Origin of the sequence: Alistipes sp. CAG:29, from assembly GCF_000435435.1 — a bacterium.
Classification (GTDB): Bacteria; Bacteroidota; Bacteroidia; order Bacteroidales; family Rikenellaceae; genus Alistipes; species Alistipes onderdonkii.
The window spans coordinates 52,171-71,913 of record NZ_FR893505.1 but is presented as its reverse complement, the minus strand read 5'-3'; the positions used below and the strand labels follow the sequence as shown (position 1 = coordinate 71,913).

Genomic DNA, 19,743 nt, shown 5'->3' with positions numbered 1-19,743 from the left:
GCCGTTCACTTCGATGGTTTCTTTTGTCGAAACGGCGGACCGACACAAAAACACGTGGTCGTTGGACATGTCCTTGAACGCCACTAAACGATAATTCTCCGGATGAATACCCTTTTTCATTTCGCTGTTTTTGTTTTTTAATTGATGCTTAAGCGGGACAAAGGTACTAATTTATTTCCAACAAACAACATCCCGTCCATATTTTTTTACGGGGATCGACCGCCCGGACACCGCCGCCCGGCCGGAATCGGACACAGGGCACACCATTTTTTTTCGCACACAGCGCCCCGAATGGTTGCGCAATCTGAATTGTTTTTTTATCTTTGCAACGCAAAAAGCGCTCATGCGCCGTGCGGGACCCATAGCTCAGTCGGTTAGAGCAGCGGACTCATAATCCGAAGGTCGTGGGATCATGCCCCTCTGGGTCCACGACGAAGGCGGGAGGTTGCGATGTTTCGCAACCTCCCGCCTTCATTTAGTCATCCGGCCGCATCACCCTCCGCCGGCGCCGTATCGTCCCTCCCCGGCAAAAATGCCCCGCACAGGGCGGTATCCGGAGCAGGGAGATAGCTACCGCCCGGGCGGCATCGGGCTATCGGTTCTCGTCGTCGGCACGGATCGCCTTGCGGCGGATCTTACCGCTGATGGTCTTCGGCAGTTCGTCCACGAATTCGATGATGCGCGGATACTTGTAAGGCGCGGTGATCCGCTTCACATGATCCTGCAACTCCCGGATCAATTCCTCCCCGGCCCGCGGCCTGTATTTCTCCCCCAGAATGATCGTCGCCTTGACCACCTGCCCCCGGATCTCGTCGGGAACCCCAGTGATGGCACATTCGACGACGGCCGGATGGGTCATCAGGGCGCTCTCCACCTCGAAGGGGCCGATCCGGTAGCCCGAACTCTTGATTACGTCGTCGGCACGCCCCACAAACCAGAAATATCCGTCCTCGTCGCGCCATGCCACGTCGCCCGTATAGTACACGCCGTCGTGCCAGACCTCGTGCGTCATCCCGTCGTTCAGGTAATACTCCTTGAAAAGCCCCAGCGGCTTCCCCCGGTCGGTACGGATCACGATCTGCCCCTGTTCGCCGTCCTCGGCCGAACGGCCGTCGGGCGTCAGCAGGTCGATATCGTACTGGGGGTTGGGCACGCCCATACTGCCGGGCTTGGGCTCCATCCACGGAAAGGTGGCGAGGGTCAGCGTCGTTTCGGTCTGCCCGAAACCCTCCATCAGGCGGACGCCGGTCAGGCGCTTGAATGTGTCGTAAACGGCTCCGTTGAGCGCCTCACCCGCGGTCGTACAGTACTCAAGCGACGAAAGGTCGTATTTCGAAAGGTCTTCGCGGATCAGGAAGCGGTAGATCGTGGGCGGCGCGCACAGGGAGGTGATCCGGTACTGCCCGATCTTGTGCAGGATATCGGCAGGCGTAAATTTCTCGTGGTCGTAAACGAAAATGTTGGCCCCGGCCAGCCACTGCCCGTACAACTTGCCCCAGGCGGCCTTCGCCCACCCGGTGTCGGCAATGGTGAGGTGCAGGCTGCCCTCGTGGAGGTTGTGCCAGAAGCACCCCGTGCTGATATGCCCCAGCGGATAGGTGAAATCGTGGGCGACCATCTTCGGTTCGCCCGTCGTGCCGGAGGTGAAATACATCAGCATGATGTCGTCGTTGGTGTTCACATGCTGCGGCCGCACGAAAGGCGCCGCATGGCGGATGCCCTCGTGGAAATCGAGGAACCCTTCGGGAACCTCGGGGCCGACGCTTATCAGCAGCTTCGTGGTAGGGCTTTCCGGCATGGCCGCGGCGATATGGCCGGTTATCACCGGCTCGCCCGCGGCGACGATCGCCTTGACACCCGCCATGTTGCACCTGTAAACGACATCCTTCCTGGTCAGCAGGTGGGTCGCCGGGATGGCCACGGCTCCCAGTTTGTGCAAGGCAAGGATCGAAAACCAGAATTCATAGCGGCGCTTGAGGATCAGCATCACCATGTCCCCCCGGCCGATGCCGAGGCTCTGGAAATAGGAGGCCGTGCGGTCGGTTTCACGCTTCATGTCGGCAAAGGTGAACTGGATCTCGCCGCCCCGGTCATCCGTCCACAGCAGCGCCTTCTTGTCGGGTTCCTCCGCCGCATAGGCATCCACCACGTCATAGGCGAAATTGAAATCCGCGGGGACGCGGATACGGAAATTCCTTATGTAGTCCTCCTGGGAGGTAAATACCGTCCGGGATAAAAATTTCTCCACCATACGCCTACATTATTATCGCCAGGAAACGCACCGGCTTGCCGTCGAGCGCCTTCATGCCGTGCGGCAGGCCGGAATCGAAATAAAGGCTGTCGCCCACGCCGAGCACCAGCTCCTTGCCGCTGACCGAGATCAGCAGGCGCCCTTCCAGCACGTAGTTCATCTCCTGCCCCGTGTGGCAGTTCAGGTGCATCGGGGCATCGGCGGCCGAAGGCTCCACCGTCACGATGAAGGGGTCAGCCCTGCGGTCGCGGAAACCCGAGGCCAACGCCTCGTACTTATAGGCCGCACGCCGTTCGACCGATACACCCGTGCCGGCACGGGTGATGAAATAGGAGTTCATCTTGGGCTCCTCGCCGAACATCAGCACATCCAGGCTGATCCCGTAGCGGCGGGCTATGGTTTGCAGCACATTGACCGAAATATCGGCATCGCCGCTCTCCATATCCCTGTACTCGTCGACCGACAGACGGCAACTGTCCGCCACTTCCTGCTCCGAAAGTTCGAGCACCTCGCGCAATCCGCGCAAACGGGTTGCGATCGATTTAATCGGATCACACATCATTCTATAATTTAAATTATCGGATAGGTTCGGCATTTGCAAAATTCCACGGCGTAAAGTTACGATCCGTAACCGAATCGTCCCACAGCCAGCTTCCCATGCCGGATATTTCCACCTAACAACCTGGGCGTAAAGATAGTAAATATTATTAAAAACTACAACCATCCCACTTTTCTTTCATTGTCCGCCGGAAAAACGCCCCGTCCCGGCGAAATCCGCAGGCGGCGGTGATATAGCGCAGGCACGGCAACAGGCGGCACAACGGCTTGCGGGGAATACGGGCATCTTGCGGGAAGCCTGCGGGAATAATGCAGGAACCTTGCGGAGAATCTGCGGAGACGCCCCGACGGCATCGCGGCGGCAAAACAAAAGGAGGGCCGCACTTGCGCAGTACGGCCCCCTTTTCCAAACCGGATCGCCTATCGCACGCTGAAGCGGTAGATACCCGACCCCACGCCGAATACACGGAACCCGTCCTCGGTACCGATGCTTTCGACATCCTTGCACTGCGCGACTTCGAGCCCGCTTTCGCAAACCCGGCTGCCGGCAGGGGCGGGGACGTAAATCCGCGCCGTGGTGTTGGCCGGCACCTCGACCAACAGGTCGAAACCGCCCTGTTCGGTCGTCCACTCGCTGCGGATCAGTCCATAGGGCGAGCGGAACGAGGCCTCGGCGCTGCGCAGGTCTCCCACGATCTCGGGCCTGACGATGAATTTCTTATAGGCCTGCACCGAATCGTCGCGGCGGATGCCGCCCACATAGGTATAAAACCATTCGAGCAGGTGTCCCAGCATCAGGTGGTTGTGCGACTTGCGGGGCAGTGCCTGCCATGATTCGGGCAGCGCCGTAGCGCCCTGGGCGAGCATATAACCGTAGCCGTATACGTCGTACCGCGAGTTCATGTCGAAGATCACCTGCGAATTCCCGCTCTGCTCCAGCGCCCGCAGCACGTAGTTGTATCCCACGTCGCCCGCCGTCAGCGCATTGCCGCGGCTGCGGATGTCCTGCACCAGGTTCGCCAGCACGGCATCGCGGTTCTGCGGCTCGCAAATGCCTGAGTAGAGCGCCAGCGCATTGCCGGCCTGGCTGTTCTTGTCATAACTCCCGGTCTGGGGATGATAGTATTTTTCGTTGTAGGCCTTGCGGATATCCTGTGCCAGCTTCCCGTATTTCGCGGCATCCTCCTTGCGCCCCATCTTCTCGGCCGCCTTGCGGATCGTCTCGGCGTCCATATAATAGATCGGTGTCGCCGTTCCGGCCAGGGAGGTGAGCTGCGCTCGGCCGGGGTATTTGGGCCCCAGGTCGCACCAGTCGCCGAGCCCGTGGGAAAGGATATGCCCGTCGGCCTTCGTGCCGAGGTAATCCACATAGCGCTTCATCGCCTCGTAATGCCGTTCGACCAACCGGAAATCACCGTAGTACTCGTAGACCAGCCACGGCGCCAGCACGAACGCACTGCCCCACTCGGGCGAATCGCGGAATCCGTCGAGGAAAGTGACATATTCGGGGCAGATATCGGGAATAAGCCCCTCGGGAGTCTGCGCGAGCTCCATGTCGGTCAGCATCTTGTCGTAGAGGGTATACACGTCGAACTTCGATTGCAGCGACCCGAACATCAGGTGCAGCTGCTCGATCCACGGCAGCTTCTCGCGGTGGGGGCAGTCGGTGAAATAGCTCACCATATTGCCCTTGATACCCCACGCGATAAGCTCCTCGGTCTTGTTGAGCAGGTTGTTCGAACAGTGGAACGTCCCGGCCATCCGGGTGGCGTTGCGCGTATGCAGGCCGCGGAGGGTAACGATCTCGGGAAGCCCCTCGGGATTCTCCTCTCCGGCCGGGACGGCATTGCTCACCAACACGTAACGCTGTCCGAAATAGGTGAACTGGGGGCGCCACGTCTCCACCTCGTCGCCGCGCAGGGTGTAGGTCAACCTGTATTCACCGCGGTAGCCGCCGCATTCGGTAATCGAGTCGCACTCGAAATTGAACAGCTCGGTGGTGTTGAGCTGCACGCTCTGCCCGCGTTTGCCGCGGACTTCCAGCTGCACCGTCCCCGAGAAGTTCTGGCCCATGTCGTAGAGCCATTTGCCGTGGCGGGTCTTGCGGATCGAGACCACGGGGAACTCTTCCATCACCCGCACGGGTTCGGCGACGGGGGAAACCAACTTCCCGCGCTGGGTCGTCACCAGCGGCTCGGCCCAGGCCGAAGCGTCGTAGCCGGGCAGCATCCATCCTGTCCGCTCGCGTGTCGCATCGTAATCCTCGCCGCCGAAGATGCTGCTGTACGTCACGGGGCTTTCGGTCACACGCCAGGCGCGGTCGCTGACAATAGTCTCGTGCGTCCCGTCGGCATACTCGATCTCGGCCTTGAAGATCATCTTGGGATAACCGAAGCTGATGAGCGCCTTGAAATAGCGTTCGCGCGGCACATTGTAGAGGCCGTTGCCGAGCATCACACCGAACACGTTGCCTCCCGGCTGCAATTCTTCGCTGATGTCGAACGTCTGGTAGCACACCTGCCTGTCGTAGTCGCTCCACGCAGGGTCGAGGAAATTGTCGCCCACCTTCGCCCCGTTCAGAAACAACTCGAACTGTCCCAGGCCGCTGACATAGACCGTCGCCCGCTCGACGGGCTTGGTAACCTTCACTTCACGGCGGAACTGCGGCAGCCGGTTGAGCGCCGTTTTCCTGTCGCCGATCTTTATTTTGTTGAACTCCTGTCCGGGCACCACGCGCAGGCTGTCGGGCAGCTCCTCGAAGGCGATCCACCGGGCTCCGTCCCAATCGCTGCCGTCGAGCAGGCCGACCGCGAACGAGCGGATTTCGCTCCACGGCGAATAATTCCCCGCAGCATCGCTCACCCGCACGCGCCAGTAATAGCGCTGCCCCGGCTTCAGCGTCCGCCCGGCATAGCGCACATGCAGTGAGACATCGGATTTACGTTGTTCGTCCCACAACAGCTTCCGGCCCCTGGCCAGGTCGGCGGGGTCGGACGCCACCTGAATCTGATACCCGGCCTGCAGGAATCCGCGGCCGACGGAAAGCGTCTGCCAACTGAATTGCGGCGTCAGCGTATTGATCGCCAACGGGTTGTCCCGGTATTCACACCTCAGTTCCGCCACACGAAACTCATCTGCGGCAATGCCCCACAGGCAGCTTAGCAGCAATGGGAACAATAGTAATAGTTTTTTCATAATCATTAAGATTTGGTTTCGTTTCAGGTTGTTTTTAATTTCCTTTGAAGCCAAAAATAATGTTTTTATTTTACTTTTACACGCTCTTGCAAAAAATACGAATCCAAAAAGTCATTTTTCGAATATAAAAAATCATATTTCGAACTTTTCCGGCAAAGGTACTATCCCCGCACAGGCTGCCTACCTGCCGCCAAAGCCCGGCAAACAACCGAATATCAGGCAGGCAGCGCACAATACCCAAGCTACCGGACAGCCGGGCATGCAGCGTGCAAAAATGAAAAACCCGCCCTTCGGGCAGGCCGGAAATCGCACAAAATCATCTTACCCGGCTGTACTGGCCGACCGGACAGGCAACCGAACATAGGGAGTCCGGCGTTGGCCGTGCAAAAAACAATGAAAATATGCAGGATGCGGGTGTTGCGGCATCAAATTGAGGTTTTTGGACTGCGAATCGGGGGAGATTCGGCCGTTACGCCCCGCCCGGCAAAAAATTCTTACGGCTTTTTCAACCGCTCCCGCTCCGAATGTCCCGATTTTTTTCCTACCTTTGTCACAAACAAATCTATCAACACATTTTACATCGATACCATGGAATTCGAAGGAACCGTTTACAAAATAATGCCCGTGACGAAAGGCACCTCCGCACGCGGCGACTGGCAGCGCCAGGACGTAGTGTTCGAGATGAACGAAGGCTCGTTCGCACGCAAAATCTGCGTGACGTTCTTCAACAAGCCCGAAGACGTCGCCCGGCTGAAAGAGGGTGCCGCCTACACCGTCTCGGTCAACATCGAGTCGCGCGAATACAACGGCCGCTGGTACACCGACATCCGCGCATGGCGCATCCAACCCAAGCAGGCCGAATCCGCCGCCCCGATGCCCGACATGCCGCCCATTCCCGAAGAGCCCTCATACGCCTCTTCCCCGGCAGAAGTGGACGACCTGCCGTTCTAAAACGGGCAGACACCATACACAGCGGCGGCCGGAGCGATTTCCGGCCGCCGTTGCTTTATACGCATAAACATGGAAAAACCTACCGACACCGCCATACGCCCCCTGCACGAAACGGAACTGCCGGCAGCATCCGCCCTCGCTGGGCGCGTCTTCGCCGAGTTCGAAGCCCCGGAATACAGCCCCGAGGGCATCGGCACATTCCTCCGCTTTGTCGCACCGGAAGCCCTCGCGGCACAGCACCGCAACGGGTCGATGCAATCGTGGGGCGCTTTCCGGCGGGGAAGGCTCGTCGGGATCATCGCCCTGACGCGACGCAGCCACCTGTGCCTGCTTTTCGTGGAGAAAGCCTGCCATCGGCAGGGCATCGCCCGGACCCTGTTCTCAACACTGCGCGACCACTGCCGCACGGCACCGGACACGCCCCGGATCACGGTAAACTCCTCGCCCTATGCCGTCGGAGCCTACCGCAGGCTGGGATTCCGCGCGACCGGCGACGAACGCACCGTCGACGGCATCCGGTTCACACCGATGGAATACCTATTTATATAAAAAAGAAGCGGGCTCCGCTCGGAGCCCGCTTCCAAATATCTTCCGGAAATGCATCCCGCTTATTTTGCAGGTGCCGGTGCAGGAGCCGTCGCGGTCGAATCGGCCGGTGCGGGCTCCTCGTAAGGGATTACTTCGATCACTTCCACATCGAACTGGAGCGCCTCGTTGGGGCCGATGTCACGGCCTGCACCACGCGTACCGTAAGCCAGGTCGCTCGGAATCCAGAGCGTGATCTTACCGCCCTCGCCCACGAGCTGGAGACCTTCCGTCCAACCCTTGATGACACGGTTCAGCGGGAACTTGGCGGGTTCGTCAGCCTCCTTGGGAGCGCCCTTTTCATCGAACGAATCGGGGCTCTGCTTGCGCATCATCTCCTGCTGCTCTTTCGAGCGGTTCTTGAAGATCGAGGTGTCGAACACCTTGCCTTCACGCGTATATCCGGTATAGTGTACCCGAACCACATCGCGGGGATCCTTCGCCATCTTGGCAGCGTCGCCCTCCTTGGTAACCTTGTAGAGCAGGCCCGACTCGGTCTTCTTGACGCCCGACTTCTTCTCGGTCTTCTCCAGCCATGCCTTCGATGCGGCGGCATTCTCGGCAGGGCGCTTCACCATGAAATAATATTGCAGGTACTGGTTTACCTCGTCCTCGGTCATCTTGGCCTTGCCGTCACGTACGTCCTGCATGGCCTGACCGATCCAAACCAGCTGTATGGGCATACCGCTCTGGCTGATGTTGTAACCGATGTCGTTACCGAAAGCATACGAAATCTCGGCGCGCTCCTCCTCGTTCTCGAACATGGCAGGGTCGGCCGTGGGATATTCGACCTTCGTGCTGTCGCCTCCGGCCAGACGGATGCTGTCCTGCTCGGCACGTTTGGCGGCGATTGCCTGGGCGCGCTCGCCGCGCTTGGTCATGAAGTACTCGCGCAGCATTTCGAGCGATTTGTCGTGCTCCTGCGTAGCCTTACCCATCGCACTTTCCTTGATACCCTTGTCGATGGCCTTGAAATCGAAGGGGATGTCCCTCATTTCAAAATTTATACCGTTACCAATGTTCGCACCCAGCACATACGACAGCGAGTCGAATTCGGAAAGGCTGCCCATACGGACACCGCCGCCCTTGTCTCCGCAGGCGGTCAGGATTGCGGCACCCGCAAGCGCCGCGGCAAAAAGAATCTTTTTCATCGTTTTTTGAATATGTTTAGTCTAATCGTTTGAGCCTGTTCGGGGTTCACCCGCGCAAAGTTATAAAATAATTACGATATCGCCCCAAATTACCGGCGTAAATTATTGCGCCGCGACCAATTCGTATATTTGTCGAGATCGACAAGCTCGATTTCGTAATAAAGCGTGGCATTGGGCCGGATCCCGAGCTCTTTGTCCCCCGCAGAGCCATAGGCAACCGCAGAAGGCATCCATGCATTGATCTTCCCGCCCTTGCCGATCAGCTTCACGCTCTCCTTCATCCCTTTGTTCAGGCTGCCGAGCGACGTGCGCAGCGTGTCGCGGCGCTCGTAGGAGGAGTAGACGTCGGCCCCGTCGGCCGTGCGGATGATGTAGCGCAGAGCAACGCTGTCCCGGTCGGAAACCGGAATCTGCTCCTGATCGCCCAGCACCTCCACGGCGTAGGTCACGCCCGACGGCGTGCGGGCATAGCTGCGGTTCGATTTGGCGAAGTCCGCGAGGAACTGCTCCTCGTAGGCACGCGCCTTTTCGGGCAGCACATAGTTCATGTAACGCAGGTAATAGACCTCGGCATCGTCCGCCGAGAGTTTCGCCCCGGCACGGAACACGTCGCGGATACCCTCGCATACGGCATTGACGTTGAGCGTCGAATCCATTTTGAGCAGGTTCATGCCCACGTTCATACCGATGATATAAGCTACCGAATCGGTGTCGGCCTTGAGTTTCACGCCCCCGCCCGACTTCCTGGAGCAGGCTCCGGCCAGCAACGCCATGGCTGTCAGGGCAAAAAATGTTTTACGCATATTATTTATTTCCGTTTCTTCGAAAAAACCAAAATCAGCAGACATCCCAGGACGGCCGCGGCCATCGAACCCATCAGAATCGCTATCTTGCCCCGGTCGACAAGGTCGGGTTCGGTGTAGGCCAGCGCATCGACGAACAACGACATCGTGAAACCTATGCCGCCCAGGCAGGCCACGGCCAGCAACAGGCGCCATGTAGCCCCCTCGGGCATCACGGCAAGGCCGGATTTCACGGCACCCCAGCTCGCAAGAAATATGCCCAAAGGCTTACCGACCACGAGCCCGAAGAAAATACCCATCCCGATCGACCCGATCTCGGACGAATAGTGAAAAATATTCAGGTACTCGGGCGAGGTGATCTCGACACCGGCGTTCGCCAGTGCGAAAATCGGCATCACCAGGAACGTGACATAGGGCGCCAGCGAATGCTCCAGGCGGTAGCTCATACCCACCGAGTCGGCCGCCAGCAAACGCATGCGGCGCATGTAGAACCGGTGGTGCTCGTTGGGAAAATCATCGCCCGACGTTCTCGCAGCCAACATCAACTCCTTCAGGTGGCGCATCTTATGGGCGAAATACTCCTTGCTGTAACGGGGCGTCATCGGGATCAGCATGGCCATCGCCACGCCCGAAATGGCCGAATGCACGCCCGAATAGTAGAACAACCCCCAGATCACCACGGCGGGCACCAGGTAAAAGAACATGCGTTTTTCGCCCATCTCCTTCATGAAGTAGACCGCGAGCATGATGACCAACGCCGCCAGCAGGCAGCTTATCTGCACCTGCCCCCCGTAGAAGAGCGCGATGACCAGGATGGCCCCCAGGTCGTCGGCGATGGCCAGTGCCGTGAGGAATATTTTGAGCGAAACCGGCACGCGGTCGCCCAGCATCGAAAGGATGCCGATGGCAAAGGCGATGTCGGTGGCCGTGGGTATACCCCATCCGTTGGCCGCTATGGTGCCGTGGTTGAAGAACAGGAAAATGATCGCGGGGGCGAGCATGCCGCCTGCGGCCGCCAATACAGGCAGGATGGCCTGGCGTGCCGACGAAAGCTGCCCGCAAACGATCTCCCGCTTTATTTCGAGTCCGACGGCGAAAAAGAAAATCACCATCAGGCCGTCGTTGATCAGCTTCTCGACGGTCATTCCGCGCGGGAAAACCCAGTCGATCAGCCCGTCGGGGCTGTACACCATCAGCGAAAGATCCGTTTCGAGCAGATGGCGGTAATAGAGCGAAGTCCCGGGCAGGTTGGCCAGCAGCATGGCTACGATCACACAACCGAGCAGTACAACGCCTCCCGCCCAGGGGGCTTCCAGAAAATTGCGGCCGCGTATACCGATCATATGACGCTCACGTACCCAGCGGTACATTGAAAATAGTCGCATTTACCGTCCGTTTGATTTTAATGTCAAATTACACAATTTCCAGAGCATGCGCGCCCCGGTGATGGCATCCACTTTCGCTTCGGGCGCCGGAGCGACCTCCACGACGTCGAACCCGATGATGCGGCGCCCCGAACGCACGAGTGTATCGAGCAGCCACACGGCCTGATTGAACGTAAGCCCCCCGCAGACGGGCGTACCCGTATGGGGACAGTTCTCAAAAGTGAGGCCGTCGATGTCGAAGCTCACGTAAACCTCCTGCGGCAGCGCATCCACGATTCGCCGGCACAGCGCGTCCCAGGTCTCGCCGCGGAACATCGCGGCGGCGAGCGACAGGTCGTCGAAGGTGGCAACACGGGCGGAAGAAGCGGCCAGGGCGGCTTCCGTCCCGCTGAAATCGCGCACTGCGACCTGGGCGATTTTTTTCACCGAAGGCACGTCGCGCAGGACGTTGAACATGATCGAAGCATGCGAGAACTCGAAGCCTTCGTAAGCATCGCGCAGGTCGCAGTGGGCGTCGATATGCAAGATGCCGAACTCCCCGTGGCGGTCACCCAGGGCACGGATCAGTCCGTAGGGCGTCGAATGGTCGCCCCCGACCAGTCCCACGGTCTTCCCTGCGTCGAGCCACCGCGCCGCCTGCGCCCCGATGTTGGCGTTCATGGCGCGGCAGCCTTCGTTGATGCGGCGCACCTTGCGTACCGCATAGTCGTCCTCGGGACTTCCCCCGCCTTCGAGATGGGCAATCACCTTCTCCGCATCGCTGCGCAAGCGTTGCGACTCCTCCAGCAACGCATAGTCCACATCGGCCGTGGCGATACCGCGGCGCCACACGCCGGGAGCCAGCGGCTCATGGAAGTCGAGCTGCGTCGAGGCTTCTATCACGGCATCGGGCGCATGGGCCGTCCCGGCGCCGTACGACACCGTCACGTCCCACGGAGCCGAAACCAGCACCAGTTCTGCCGTTCCCGGCTCGAAAGGAAGCCCGAAATAGGTTCCGTTATCCACACCGACCCCGTCGGGATCGAAGGCGTTTAGTTCCATACGGTTGAATTTCATTCTCCATTTTCCGCGCCCGGCACAGATAGTATGCTTGCAACCTCTGCCCCCGCTTAATGAAAATGTTCATTTTAAATGACAAAGGTACAAAAAATTTAATTTTTCCCTATATTTGTTTCCGGAAAGAAAAGAAATCAGGAAAAAGCAACTATCCATGAAAATCGTCGCAGACAGTGCCATCCCTTTTTTGCAGGGGGTTCTCGAGCCGTGGGCCGAGGTACGCTACCTGCCTGGCAGCCGGATCGCCGCGGAGGACGTGCGCGATGCCGACGCCCTCATCATCCGCACCCGCACCCGTTGCGACGGGCGCCTGCTCGCCGGTTCGCGCGTCCGTCTGATCGCCACGGCCACCATCGGGTTCGACCACATCGACACGGCGTGGTGCGCGGCGCACGGCATACGGGTCGCCACGGCAGCAGGCTGCAACGCCCGCGGCGTACTGCAATGGGCGGGCGCCGTACTGGCCCACCTCGCGCGTACACAGGGGTGGGAGCCCGCACAGCGGACGCTGGGCATCGTGGGCGTCGGGCATGTGGGTTCCCTCATCCGGGAATACGCCAGCCTGTGGGGCTTCCGCGTCGTCTGCTGCGACCCGCCGCGCGAAGAGCGCGAGCATTGCGGGTTCCTGCCGCTGGAAGAGGTCGCACGCGAAGCCGACCTGCTCACCTTCCACACGCCGCTCGACGCCTCGACGCGGCACATGGCCGGCGAGGGGCTGCTCGCCCGCCTGAAACCGGGCGCCGTAGTGATGAACTCCTCGCGCGGCGAAGTGGTCGACGGCGACGCATTGCTGCGGAGCGGCCATCCCTGTGTGCTCGACGTCTGGGAACACGAACCGCGCCTCGACCCGCAGTTGCTCGACCGCACGCTGCTCGCCACGCCCCACGTCGCCGGCTACTCCGAGCAGGGCAAAGCCACGGCCACGGCCATGTCCGTCGCCACGCTGGCCGGCTTCTTCGGCCTCCCGCTCCGGGGCTGGTACCCCTCCGAAGCCGCCCCCTCCGTCCCGCGGCCGATCCCGTGGCAGGAGCTTTGCACGACCATCGGCGACGCCTATGACATCGAAGCCGAAAGCTGCCGCCTCAAGGCGCGGCCCGCCGATTTCGAGGCTATGCGCGACCACTACCGCTACCGCAGGGAATACTTTTAGCGAAATCAATTCTTTTTTAGTACCTTTGCGGCCACGGACAATGCCCTTAAGAAAATGTACCGGAGAATCATAAAGCCCATCCTTTTCTCGCTTACCATCGAGCGGGCACACCATGTGGCGCTTCTGTTGTTGCGCATCATCGGGCTCATACCCGGCGGGCGCTGGTTCCTGCGCAAATGTTACACCGTACGGCACCCGGCGCTCGAACGCGAGGTCTTCGGCGTAAAATTCGCCAATCCCGTCGGCCTGGCCGCAGGTTTCGACCACAACGGCGAAGCCTACCGCGAACTGGCGGCACTCGGCTTCGGGTTCATCGAAATAGGTACCGTCACCCCGCGCCCGCAGGCGGGCAACCCGCGCCCGCGCGTGTTCCGGCTGCCCAAAGACCGGGCTATCATCAACCGCATCGGGCTCTCCAACCGCGGGCTGGACAAGACGATCTGCCACCTGCGCCGCCCGCACGAAGGGCTCATCGTGGGCTGCAACATCGGCAAGAACACCGTGACGCCCCCCGAAAATGCGGCGGCAGATTACCTCCGGCTCTTCCGCAACCTCTACCAGTATGCGGACTATTTCACGGTGAATATCAGTTGCGACAACTCCTGCCGCGAAGGCACCACCTACACACGCACGCACATACTCCAGATACTTGATCCGCTGTTCGACTTCCGCCGCGGGCAGAACCAGTACCGGCCGATCATGCTCAAGGTGTCGCCCGACATGTCGGACGAAGTCATCGACGAAATCAGCGACATCCTGCTCGAAACACCGCTCGACGGCATCGTGGCCACCAACGGCACCCACCGCCGCGAAGGGCTGCATACGAGCCACATGGCGCTCGACAAGATCGGCAGCGGCCGCCTGAGCGGCGCACCGCTCACCCAACGGGCCGTAGAGGTCGTGCGGCGCATCCACACCCGCTCGGGCGGCAACTTTCCGATCATCGGCGTGGGCGGCATCATGAGCCCCGCCGATGCCAAGGCGATGCTCGACGCAGGCGCAGACCTCCTGCAACTCTACACCGGTTACATCTACGAAGGGCCGGGGCTGGTCGGCGAAATCTGCCGTTCGCTGATCGCCGATGCCGAAGCGGCCGCAGCAGCCAAGGCAGCCGCAGAAGCGAGAGCCGAAGAAGAGGCCCGGGCTGCTGCTCAGGCCGCTGAGGCAAAAGCCGCAGCAGCGACGGCTTCAGGCGCACAGGCACCGGAAGCCGGGAAGGCCGCACCCGGAACGGAAACCGCCGCGACAGCCCAAACGCAGGCCGCCGCACCTGCAGAATCGGTGCCGAACCCGTCACCGGAAACACAGAACAGCCCGGCACAACCTGCAGATAACGAACCGGACACCCGCAAGAAACAGCCCGCATCCTGAGCCTCAAATATTGCCATGAAAGCAACGATCATCACCATCGGCGATGAAATCCTCATCGGCCAGATCGTGGATACGAACTCCGTATCCATCGCCAAGCACCTCAACGCCGCCGGCATCGTCGTACACGAAAAGGTTTCGATCGGCGACGACAGCACACAGATCGTCCGGAGCGTGGAACGCGCCCTGGGAGATTCCAACGTCGTCGTCATCACCGGGGGGCTCGGCCCCACCAAGGACGACATCACCAAAAAGACCCTGGCCGGAATGTTCGGCTGCGAACTGGTGCCCGACCAACGGGTCGCCGACCATGTGAAACGCATGCTCGAAGGGCGCGGCATCGAGTTCAACGAACTCAACCGCGGGCAGGCGATGGTTCCGGCCTGCTGCACGGTGCTGTTCAACGCCCACGGCACGGCTCCGGGCATGTGGTTCGAACGCGACGGCAAGGTGGTAGTCTCGCTGCCCGGTGTCCCCTACGAGATGGAACACCTGATGCAGGACGAAGTGATGCCGCGCCTGAAAGCGCATTTCGAACTACGCCAGATCATACACCGCACGATGATCACGGCCGGGCTGCCCGAGTCGATGCTCGCCGCAAAGATCGAAGCATGGGAAAACGCCCTGCCATCCTACCTGAAACTGGCTTACCTGCCCAATCCGGGCGCCGTACGGCTGCGCCTGTCGGCCTATGAGGTCGAGGGCGAAAGCGTTTCGAAGGAGATCGAACGGCAATTCGAGGCACTGCGGAAAATCATCCCCCACAACATCATCGGGTACGAAACGGCCACCATGCAGGAACTGGTACACAAGCTGCTCACCGAGCGCGGGCTGACCCTCGCCACGGCGGAAAGCTGCACCGGAGGCAACATCGCGGCACGTTTCACGGCCATGCCGGGTGCTTCGGCCTATTTCCTCTGCGGCGTAGTTTCGTACAGCAACGCCTCGAAACACGATATCCTGGGCGTAGACCCGGAGGTCATTGCCCGCCACGGCGCCGTCAGCGAAGAGGTCGCACGGCGAATGGCCGAAGGGGCACGACGGATCTCGGGTGCCGACTACGCCATAGCGACCACCGGTATCGCAGGCCCCGCGGGCGGCTCCGCCGAAAAGCCGGTCGGCACGGTATGGATCGCCGTGGCGACCCCACACCGGACGACCGCCATCCTCAAACAGTGCGGTTCCGACCGCGGGCAGATCATCGACCGGGCCAGCGCCTTCGCCATCAGCCTGCTGCGCGACGAACTCAACGGTAAATAATACATTCGTCCCATGCATAGAATACTTGCCTCAACCATCGGTGCACTCCTCGCCCTCACATCCTGCATGCGTCAGCAGCCCGAGGAGCGGGTGCATAAACTCCTGACCGACCGCATCCAGACCCTTGCCACGGCGGAAAGCTGCACGGGCGGTACCATCGCGGCACGCTTCACGGCCATGCCGGGTGCCTCGGCCTATTTCAAATGCGGCGTAGTGACTTACAGCCTCGATGCCAAGCAGAACTTCGTAAACATCTGCTGCGATACGATAGCCCGCTACGGCGCCGTCAGCGAACAGGTCGTACGCCAGATGGCCGAAGGCGTCCGCCATCTGGCAAATGCACACTACGCTATCGCCACGACAGGGATCGCAGGCCCCACGGGCGGCACCCCCGAATACCCGGTCGGTTCGGTATGGATCGCCGTCAGTTCGCCCCTGCGCACCACGGCCCGGCTGATCCATGCCAAAGGCGACCGCACGCAGATCATCCGCGAAGCGGGAACGGCCGCCATCGAACTGCTCGAAGAAGAGTTGCTCGCCGCCCAACCGGGCAAATAGTTTCAAATTACGGCTGATCCGTTTGTTTTTGCAAACAATTTAGCTTATTTTTGCAGCAATTCAGCCCAGCGCAAAATGAAAAGAACCTTATTCCTGTCGGTGTTGTTCGGTATGCTCCTCACCACGGCCCATGCTGAAAACGAAAGCCACCAACAAGTAGACAGTACACTTTACGCCTATTACCGCTGGTGCAACAACAACATACGCGACACGGCCGTCCTCAGCAAGGCGGACACGCTGTTCCGGCTCTCGGGCGAGAAGCACGACATCCGGATGCAGGCCGTCGCCCTGAGCTTGAAAGCCGACCATTACTATTTCAACAACAACCTCGACTCGCTCAAGGCATGGATTCCCCGCGTGCAGGATTTCGCTCGCAAGAATGACCAGATCAAGTATTACTACTTCACCTGGTCGCGGCTGATTCTCTATTATACCAAACAGGCGCAATACACGCTCGCCCAATACGAACTGGAGCAGTATATGTCGCAGGCCGAAAAGGACAATTACAAACCCGCAACCGCCGAGGCATACAAACAGCTCGGACACATCTACCGCACCCGCGGATTGAAAAAACCCGCTGTGGAATACTACCGGAAGGCAATCGATTTCATCATCCAGAACGGGCTCAACACATTCCATCTCTCGAACCTCTATTCGGAACTCGCGACCATGCTGATGGATCTGCAACGCTATCCCGAAGCCGCAGAAGCCGTCGAAAAAGGCAAGGCATGCATTCCGCTACCGGACTACATCTGGGGTCTGAAGGCCAAGGAAACGCACCTGCTCGCCCAGACAGGCCAGACCGACAAAGCCAAAGCACTTTTCAACGAGATCAAGGACGGGCAGAACGGCAACCTCTCGGAGATCAAACTCGCTGAAATCGAGGTCGCCATCTACAACCATTCGCACGAATACGGCAAGATGATCGCCGCAATCGACAAATTGATCAGGTCGTTCGAAAGAGAAGGATACAAGGAATCCTATTTCTACTACCTCTATGAAAACCGTGCAGCCGCCTACGCCGCCCTCGGCAATTTCGAAGCCGCCTACCGGGACATACAGCATTACACCGAACTCTACCACAAACAAGTCAACGACGACAACGAGAAGACACTCGGAGAATTCGCCACGCTGCTCGATGTCAACCGGTTGAACATGGAAAAAGCAGAACTGCGCCAACAGGCGCAGGAAGAGCGCCTGCACCGCACCCAACTGGGCACGATCGGCTTGGCGTGCATTCTCTTGCTGGCCGCTGTCTTCATCGCGGTAATGCTCCGCATGAACCGCCACCTCGCCCGCGCGAAGAGAGCCGCCGAAGAGAGCAACCGGATGAAAGGCATCTTCATCCGCAACATCACGCACGAGATCAATACGCCGCTCAACTCCATCGTCGGATTTGCGGAGCTGGCCGCAGCCTCGGACGATGCCGACGCCGCCGAACGACAATCCTATATAAGCATCATCCAGGAAAACAGCGGCTATCTCCAAAAACTCGTGGACGACGTGCTCTACATCGCCGGACTCGAATCGTCGGAAACCCCGCCGGCCATGAGCCCGACCGACATCAACGAATGCTGCCAGGAGTGTATTCAGAAGGTCTCACAGTCCAGTTCCCGGGCGGTGAGTATCCGTTTTGTCCCGGCACGCGAGAAATTCCACCTGCACACTTCGTGCATGCTGATATCCAAAGCCATCACCGAAATGCTGCGCAATGCCGTACATTTCGCGGCCGACGGAGAAATCACGCTCGCATATACGCTGGACGGCGGCAACCGCCGCATCACATTCACGGTAACCGACTCGGGGCCCGGCATCCCGGCTTGCGAGGCCGAGCATATTTTCGGACGCTTCGTCAAGCTCGACACCTTCTCGCAAGGGCTCGGGCTCGGGCTGACCGTGTGCCGGCTGATCGCCTCGGCCCTGGGCGGCACGATAAAACTCGACACAAATTACAGCGGAGGGGCACGTTTCGCACTTTCGATACCGTTACGTTAAACACTAAAAACCAATACAATAGACCACGCACCGGAAAATTAATGTGGATTATTAATCTTTAATTCTCATTTTTTCCTTATATTTGCACTCCCTTACGGGAATAACGAACAAATTTAGCGAAAACAACAATGAAAGTTTGCGAAATCACAGGCAAGGTAGCGATCGTGGGCAACAACGTCTCGCACTCGCACCACAAGACCAAACGCAAATTCAGCCCCAATCTGAAAACCAAGCGTTTCTGGTCCGAGCAGGAAGGCCGCTGGATCACCCTGAAGGTGTCGGCAGCCGGAATGAAAACAATCAACAAGAAGGGTCTTGCAGTAGCACTGCGCGAGGCTGCCGCACCCAAGTCCGTTTACTAAAACACCGAAGTAACAAATGGCAAAGAAAGGCAACAGGGTTCAGGTCATTCTCGAATGCACCGAACAGAAACAGAGCGGAGTTCCGGGAATGTCCCGTTACATCACGACGAAAAACAAAAAGAACACCCCCGACCGTCTGGAGCGTAAAAAGTACAATCCGTTCTTGAAGAAGGTCACCGTTCACCGTGAAATTAAATAGTTTTGAAGCTCTATGGCAAAGAAAGTAGTCGCAACACTGAAAACCGGCACGGGTAAGAACTTTACGAAGTGCATCAAGATGGTCAAGTCGGACAAGACCGGTGCTTACATGTTCAAGGAAGGCATCATTCCCAACGACCAGGTCAAGGAATTCTTCGAAGAGAAGAAATAAGTATTTTAAGAGCTAATCTTAAATACAAAGGGCATCCGATCGGATGCCCTTTGTATTTCTCCGGCTCTCTCCCGGCGAATCAGAACTTGTGTACCGCGCGCACCAGAAAATTGTTATACTTGGGAATTTCGACGACATAGGGAGGTTCGATACCCATATGCGACGTAAAGGCCGACTTCTCGTCCTTCTCGGTCGAGGAGAAATAGTAGACCAGCCGATCCATACGCTTGCCGCCGTTATTCTTGAGGGCGTTGTTGAACCGATTACGGGCCTGGCGGCTGGACTGCACACGCGTCCCGCCGCTGTAATTATGGCCGATGTTCAGCAGTTCGTCGATCGACGGAAGGTACCAGCCCTCACCCTTCTCGCGGCACCACTTGAATGCCGGGAAATCGTCCCACGAAAGGTTGTTCTCGGCGATGTAGGCCGCAACTTTCTCCATGTTCACACTGCCGTCGGAACGGTTGTCCGTACCGATGACGCGCAGGTCGGGCTTGCGGAACTCGCTCCAGTGCAGGTAAATCTCATCGAGCGAGATTACCAGCCCGTGCTGGCGGTCGTCGGAGAGCATACACACGACGCCCTTGATCCCGTCCTGGTTATAGAATTCGCCGATCTCGTACTCCTTGACCACATACTTCACCCCACCGGCAGGGCTGGCGGCAGGCGCCTCGGCCGCAGCGGGAGCGGCGGGAGCGGCGGAAACCTTAGCGGGCTCCCCCGCCGGGGTGGCCGGGGGCACCGG

Annotated in this window: 20 protein-coding genes and 1 tRNA gene; 12 read left to right on the top strand and 9 right to left on the bottom strand. The window is 59.2% G+C overall.

All coding sequences use genetic code 11. The annotated features are described in order from the left end of the window. A partial coding sequence (locus QVP03_RS12525; protein ID WP_288210816.1) for a 50S ribosomal protein L31 occupies nt 1-120 on the bottom strand: 120 nt, incomplete at its 3' end. 235 nt (nt 121-355) lie between these two features. Here QVP03_RS12525 and QVP03_RS12520 point away from each other — a divergent pair. Further along, nucleotides 356-429, top strand: a tRNA-Ile gene (locus QVP03_RS12520). 163 nt (nt 430-592) lie between these two features. Here QVP03_RS12520 and QVP03_RS12515 read toward each other — a convergent pair. The 3 genes from QVP03_RS12515 to QVP03_RS12505 form a co-directional block, all read right to left on the bottom strand. Further along, nucleotides 593-2,251 carry an AMP-binding protein gene (locus tag QVP03_RS12515; protein WP_022333739.1) on the bottom strand — a complete coding sequence of 553 codons (1,659 nt, stop codon included), beginning with the start codon at nt 2,249-2,251 and terminating at the stop codon, nt 593-595. A 4-nt stretch (nt 2,252-2,255) separates the two neighbouring features. After that, nucleotides 2,256-2,810, bottom strand: coding sequence for a helix-turn-helix domain-containing protein (locus QVP03_RS12510; RefSeq protein ID WP_022333738.1), 555 nt, complete (start codon nt 2,808-2,810; stop codon nt 2,256-2,258). Nucleotides 2,811-3,229: 419 nt separating this feature from the next. After that, on the bottom strand, nt 3,230-6,004 hold the full coding sequence (locus QVP03_RS12505) for a family 78 glycoside hydrolase catalytic domain (RefSeq protein WP_256166407.1): 2,775 nt from the start codon (nt 6,002-6,004) through the stop codon (nt 3,230-3,232). A gap of 28 nt (nt 6,005-6,032) precedes the next feature. Here QVP03_RS12505 and QVP03_RS12500 point away from each other — a divergent pair, with 28 nt between their 5' ends. From QVP03_RS12500 to QVP03_RS12490, 3 genes are all read left to right on the top strand, one after another. Further along, nucleotides 6,033-6,368, top strand: a complete 336-nt coding sequence (locus QVP03_RS12500) for a hypothetical protein (RefSeq protein ID WP_141404893.1) — start codon at nt 6,033-6,035, stop codon at nt 6,366-6,368. 224 nt (nt 6,369-6,592) lie between these two features. Further along, the gene (locus QVP03_RS12495) at nt 6,593-6,955 is read left to right on the top strand and encodes a DUF3127 domain-containing protein (RefSeq protein ID WP_022333736.1); all 363 of its coding nucleotides are present in this window, start codon (nt 6,593-6,595) and stop codon (nt 6,953-6,955) included. Nucleotides 6,956-7,024: 69 nt separating this feature from the next. Then, the gene (locus QVP03_RS12490) at nt 7,025-7,504 is read left to right on the top strand and encodes a GNAT family N-acetyltransferase (RefSeq protein WP_022333735.1); all 480 of its coding nucleotides are present in this window, start codon (nt 7,025-7,027) and stop codon (nt 7,502-7,504) included. 59 nt (nt 7,505-7,563) lie between these two features. On the opposite strand, the gene QVP03_RS12485 is transcribed toward QVP03_RS12490, so the two are convergent. The 4 genes from QVP03_RS12485 to QVP03_RS12470 all read right to left on the bottom strand — a co-directional run bounded on the left by QVP03_RS12485 (nt 7,564) and on the right by QVP03_RS12470 (nt 11,920). Beyond that, complete coding sequence (locus tag QVP03_RS12485) at nt 7,564-8,691, bottom strand: FKBP-type peptidyl-prolyl cis-trans isomerase N-terminal domain-containing protein (RefSeq protein WP_022333734.1); 1,128 nt, start codon at nt 8,689-8,691, stop codon at nt 7,564-7,566. Between the two features lie 89 nt (nt 8,692-8,780). After that, on the bottom strand, nt 8,781-9,494 hold the full coding sequence (locus QVP03_RS12480; RefSeq protein ID WP_018696721.1) for an FKBP-type peptidyl-prolyl cis-trans isomerase: 714 nt from the start codon (nt 9,492-9,494) through the stop codon (nt 8,781-8,783). Between the two features lie 5 nt (nt 9,495-9,499). Beyond that, nucleotides 9,500-10,879 carry a Na+/H+ antiporter NhaA gene (gene nhaA, locus QVP03_RS12475; RefSeq protein ID WP_022333733.1) on the bottom strand — a complete coding sequence of 460 codons (1,380 nt, stop codon included), beginning with the start codon at nt 10,877-10,879 and terminating at the stop codon, nt 9,500-9,502. Continuing rightward, nucleotides 10,880-11,920 carry an agmatinase family protein gene (locus QVP03_RS12470; RefSeq protein WP_256166408.1) on the bottom strand — a complete coding sequence of 347 codons (1,041 nt, stop codon included), beginning with the start codon at nt 11,918-11,920 and terminating at the stop codon, nt 10,880-10,882. Nucleotides 11,921-12,089: 169 nt separating this feature from the next. On the opposite strand from QVP03_RS12470, the gene QVP03_RS12465 reads away from it, so the two are divergent. From QVP03_RS12465 to QVP03_RS12430, 8 genes are all read left to right on the top strand, one after another. Then, nucleotides 12,090-13,085, top strand: a complete 996-nt coding sequence (locus tag QVP03_RS12465) for a 4-phosphoerythronate dehydrogenase (protein ID WP_022333731.1) — start codon at nt 12,090-12,092, stop codon at nt 13,083-13,085. A gap of 54 nt (nt 13,086-13,139) precedes the next feature. Beyond that, entirely contained in the window at nt 13,140-14,456 is a 1,317-nt protein-coding gene (locus tag QVP03_RS12460; RefSeq protein ID WP_022333730.1) for a quinone-dependent dihydroorotate dehydrogenase, read from the top strand. A 15-nt stretch (nt 14,457-14,471) separates the two neighbouring features. Next, nucleotides 14,472-15,713, top strand: a complete 1,242-nt coding sequence (locus QVP03_RS12455) for a competence/damage-inducible protein A (RefSeq protein WP_022333729.1) — start codon at nt 14,472-14,474, stop codon at nt 15,711-15,713. A gap of 12 nt (nt 15,714-15,725) precedes the next feature. Next, complete coding sequence (locus tag QVP03_RS12450; protein ID WP_022333728.1) at nt 15,726-16,271, top strand: CinA family protein; 546 nt, start codon at nt 15,726-15,728, stop codon at nt 16,269-16,271. A 75-nt stretch (nt 16,272-16,346) separates the two neighbouring features. After that, complete coding sequence (locus QVP03_RS12445) at nt 16,347-18,266, top strand: tetratricopeptide repeat-containing sensor histidine kinase (protein WP_022333727.1); 1,920 nt, start codon at nt 16,347-16,349, stop codon at nt 18,264-18,266. A 128-nt stretch (nt 18,267-18,394) separates the two neighbouring features. Continuing rightward, nucleotides 18,395-18,628 (top strand): 50S ribosomal protein L28, encoded by a 234-nt coding sequence (gene rpmB, locus QVP03_RS12440; RefSeq protein WP_009596398.1) that lies wholly within the window; start codon nt 18,395-18,397, stop codon nt 18,626-18,628. 16 nt (nt 18,629-18,644) lie between these two features. Next, nucleotides 18,645-18,827, top strand: a complete 183-nt coding sequence (gene rpmG, locus QVP03_RS12435; protein ID WP_018696729.1) for a 50S ribosomal protein L33 — start codon at nt 18,645-18,647, stop codon at nt 18,825-18,827. 12 nt (nt 18,828-18,839) lie between these two features. Continuing rightward, nucleotides 18,840-18,998 carry a DUF4295 domain-containing protein gene (locus tag QVP03_RS12430; protein ID WP_009596369.1) on the top strand — a complete coding sequence of 53 codons (159 nt, stop codon included), beginning with the start codon at nt 18,840-18,842 and terminating at the stop codon, nt 18,996-18,998. 79 nt (nt 18,999-19,077) lie between these two features. On the opposite strand, the gene QVP03_RS12425 is transcribed toward QVP03_RS12430, so the two are convergent. After that, nucleotides 19,078-19,743, bottom strand: a 666-nt coding sequence (locus tag QVP03_RS12425; protein WP_288210813.1) for a hypothetical protein, incomplete at its 5' end; no start/stop codon positions are given.

Coding starts and splice junctions, on each gene's coding strand:
- QVP03_RS12470 (WP_256166408.1), bottom strand. CDS start 11,920: ATGGAACTAAACGCCTTCGATCCCGACGGGGTCGGTGTGGATAACGGA.
- QVP03_RS12480 (WP_018696721.1), bottom strand. CDS start 9,494: ATGCGTAAAACATTTTTTGCCCTGACAGCCATGGCGTTGCTGGCCGGA.
- QVP03_RS12495 (WP_022333736.1), top strand. CDS start 6,593: ATGGAATTCGAAGGAACCGTTTACAAAATAATGCCCGTGACGAAAGGC.
- QVP03_RS12505 (WP_256166407.1), bottom strand. CDS start 6,004: ATGAAAAAACTATTACTATTGTTCCCATTGCTGCTAAGCTGCCTGTGG.
- rpmB (WP_009596398.1), top strand. CDS start 18,395: ATGAAAGTTTGCGAAATCACAGGCAAGGTAGCGATCGTGGGCAACAAC.
- QVP03_RS12450 (WP_022333728.1), top strand. CDS start 15,726: ATGCATAGAATACTTGCCTCAACCATCGGTGCACTCCTCGCCCTCACA.
- QVP03_RS12445 (WP_022333727.1), top strand. CDS start 16,347: ATGAAAAGAACCTTATTCCTGTCGGTGTTGTTCGGTATGCTCCTCACC.
- rpmG (WP_018696729.1), top strand. CDS start 18,645: ATGGCAAAGAAAGGCAACAGGGTTCAGGTCATTCTCGAATGCACCGAA.
- nhaA (WP_022333733.1), bottom strand. CDS start 10,879: ATGCGACTATTTTCAATGTACCGCTGGGTACGTGAGCGTCATATGATC.
- QVP03_RS12510 (WP_022333738.1), bottom strand. CDS start 2,810: ATGTGTGATCCGATTAAATCGATCGCAACCCGTTTGCGCGGATTGCGC.
- QVP03_RS12515 (WP_022333739.1), bottom strand. CDS start 2,251: ATGGTGGAGAAATTTTTATCCCGGACGGTATTTACCTCCCAGGAGGAC.
- QVP03_RS12430 (WP_009596369.1), top strand. CDS start 18,840: ATGGCAAAGAAAGTAGTCGCAACACTGAAAACCGGCACGGGTAAGAAC.
- QVP03_RS12465 (WP_022333731.1), top strand. CDS start 12,090: ATGAAAATCGTCGCAGACAGTGCCATCCCTTTTTTGCAGGGGGTTCTC.
- QVP03_RS12455 (WP_022333729.1), top strand. CDS start 14,472: ATGAAAGCAACGATCATCACCATCGGCGATGAAATCCTCATCGGCCAG.
- QVP03_RS12460 (WP_022333730.1), top strand. CDS start 13,140: ATGTACCGGAGAATCATAAAGCCCATCCTTTTCTCGCTTACCATCGAG.
- QVP03_RS12485 (WP_022333734.1), bottom strand. CDS start 8,691: ATGAAAAAGATTCTTTTTGCCGCGGCGCTTGCGGGTGCCGCAATCCTG.
- QVP03_RS12490 (WP_022333735.1), top strand. CDS start 7,025: ATGGAAAAACCTACCGACACCGCCATACGCCCCCTGCACGAAACGGAA.